The sequence below is a fragment of the Thermogutta sp. genome (genome assembly GCF_014359955.1).
Lineage (GTDB): Bacteria > Planctomycetota > Planctomycetia > Pirellulales > Thermoguttaceae > Thermogutta.
The window spans coordinates 1-1,974 of record NZ_JACIYL010000797.1 but is presented as its reverse complement, the minus strand read 5'-3'; the positions used below and the strand labels follow the sequence as shown (position 1 = coordinate 1,974).

The following is a 1,974-nucleotide window of genomic DNA, read 5'->3' as shown; positions in this document are numbered from 1 at the left end:
TTATCATCTTTTTAATTCTCTATTTTCAGTTCAGAAACGTCCTGACCACGTTTATTTTGTTTTCCGGGGTGCTGGTCGCAGCATCGGGTGGTTTTCTGCTGCTCTACCTCTATGCACAACCGTGGTTTGCTGATTTTTCAGTATTCGGTGTCAATCTGCGGGATCTTTTCCAGATGCGGACGCTCAATCTCAGCGTCGCCGTATGGGTCGGGTTTATCGCGCTGTGGGGAATTGCCACCGATGACGGTGTGGTGATCGCCAGTTATCTGGATCAGTCGTTTGCGGTCCGGAAGCCGCGCACGGTAGAAGAAATTCGCGAGGCCACGGTTGCCGCCGGATTGCGCAGGATCCGGCCGTGCCTGATGACCACGGCCACCACGGTTCTGGCACTTCTTCCTGTTCTCACGAGCGTCGGTCGGGGCAGCGATGTGATGGTTCCCATCGCGATTCCTTCATTCGGCGGCATGCTCATCGAGCTCATGACGCTGTTCGTCGTGCCGGTTTCGTACTGCCTGATGAAAGAGATCGGTTTGAAGATGGCTGGTGTCATCCGATTCGAAAGGGAACCACGCGCCCAGAAGAGTGAAAACGTTTCGTCCAATTCCGATATTGGCAATCGCGAATAAGTCGAGCCCGGAACATCCGGCAATCAATTTTCCATCCGTCGGGGTGGCTGCGGGATGCCAAACCAACTGGCCAGGAGAAGCTGATTTTTCCAGAGGATCCAGGCCATCATTCCCACAGTGGCCCCGCCGAGATGGGCCAAGGCGGATACCTCGCTCACGCCGGATAATTGTGAATAGGCCATGATAACCTGGAGGATTATCCACGCCACAAGTCCCCAGATGGCCGGGAATCGCAGCCAATGGAAGTAAACGAAATATCTGAATAAAATGCCGAGTTTGGCATTGGGGAACTGAAGCCCATAGAACACGATGACTCCAGATATTCCCGCGCTGGCTCCCACACAGGGAATATCGGCACGCGGATCCCCCAGCGCATGGAAAAGGCTGCCTGTCACATGGGCCAGAACAAGCAGGGCGAGATAAAACCACCGGCCGATGTGGTCTTCAACGTTATCACCAAAGACCAGAAGGAAGTACATATTCCCGATGAGATGAAACAGCCCACCGTGCAAGAAGAACGATGTGAGGAGCGTCAAGCCGCCCAAACGAAACGGCTGTGCGGGAATAAATCCGAGTTGCTCGACAAAAACTTGCAAGTTCTGCAGGGAATAGAGAAAGACAAGCACACAGGCTGCCACTGTTCCCCATGTGAGCCAGGGAATGCTTCTCAGCGCCGGGCCTTCGACTTCCACCGGAAGGCCGAAAAGCGCGGGAATCCATTGCCAGGGTTCCGCAGGCAAATCCTCGTCTGCTGCCTCGCGACGAGCCATTTGCTCGATTTTGGCGCGAGCAATGGCTTCGCGCGCTGCTGGAGAAAGCTCTTTTTCTGGAGGGGTGACGGGGGGAGGAGCGTGGGGAAGGGCCTCCCACTCTGTCCGATCGAACCACGCAAGGTAGCAATTTGGACAGATATCGATGGGGATGACGCGCTCATTGTGAACGGCAGGGACAACGGCCATGGGGCGGTGGCACAAAGGGCACGCACCGCCGTGACGGTCTTTTTGCTCCCTGGCTTGTTGCCAAAGCTGAATGGCGATGCTTTTAGGGGCCCGACTGCGTACCACCGCCCAGCTCGTTGCCTGGCCCCCGCACTGGGGACAGAAGTAAGCCGTCCCTTGCGGAGTGCGGGAGCCTTTCAGCGGAACGTTACAACGAGGACACAGGAGCATGTTTGCGCTCCTCGTTCCGATCTCTGGCCGCGGCGTAGTGGCAGTAGACTCGCCGCGCTGCCAGAGCCGTTCCCGTCAATGTGTTGGATTTATTTCCAACGTTTGGCGACTTCTTCCTTCATGAACCGCAGGCCATCCGCGGCGAGCTGCCGTTCTGACTCGTACATCCGGCGCCAGAT

2 protein-coding genes are annotated in these 1,974 nt (G+C 56.3%); one reads left to right on the top strand and one right to left on the bottom strand.

The annotated features are described in order from the left end of the window. Positions 1-626: efflux RND transporter permease subunit (locus H5U08_RS17065; RefSeq protein ID WP_297035837.1), on the top strand; the 626-nt coding region annotated here is incomplete at its 5' end. A gap of 23 nt (positions 627-649) precedes the next feature. On the opposite strand, the gene H5U08_RS17060 is transcribed toward H5U08_RS17065, so the two are convergent. After that, positions 650-1,795, bottom strand: a complete 1,146-nt coding sequence (locus H5U08_RS17060) for a rhomboid family intramembrane serine protease (RefSeq protein WP_297035834.1) — start codon at positions 1,793-1,795, stop codon at positions 650-652. Positions 1,796-1,974: the final 179 nt, after the last annotated feature.

Excerpts from the sequence above, each read along its gene's own strand:
- H5U08_RS17060 (WP_297035834.1), bottom strand. The coding sequence starts at position 1,795 with ATGCTCCTGTGTCCTCGTTGTAACGTTCCGCTGAAAGGCTCCCGCACT.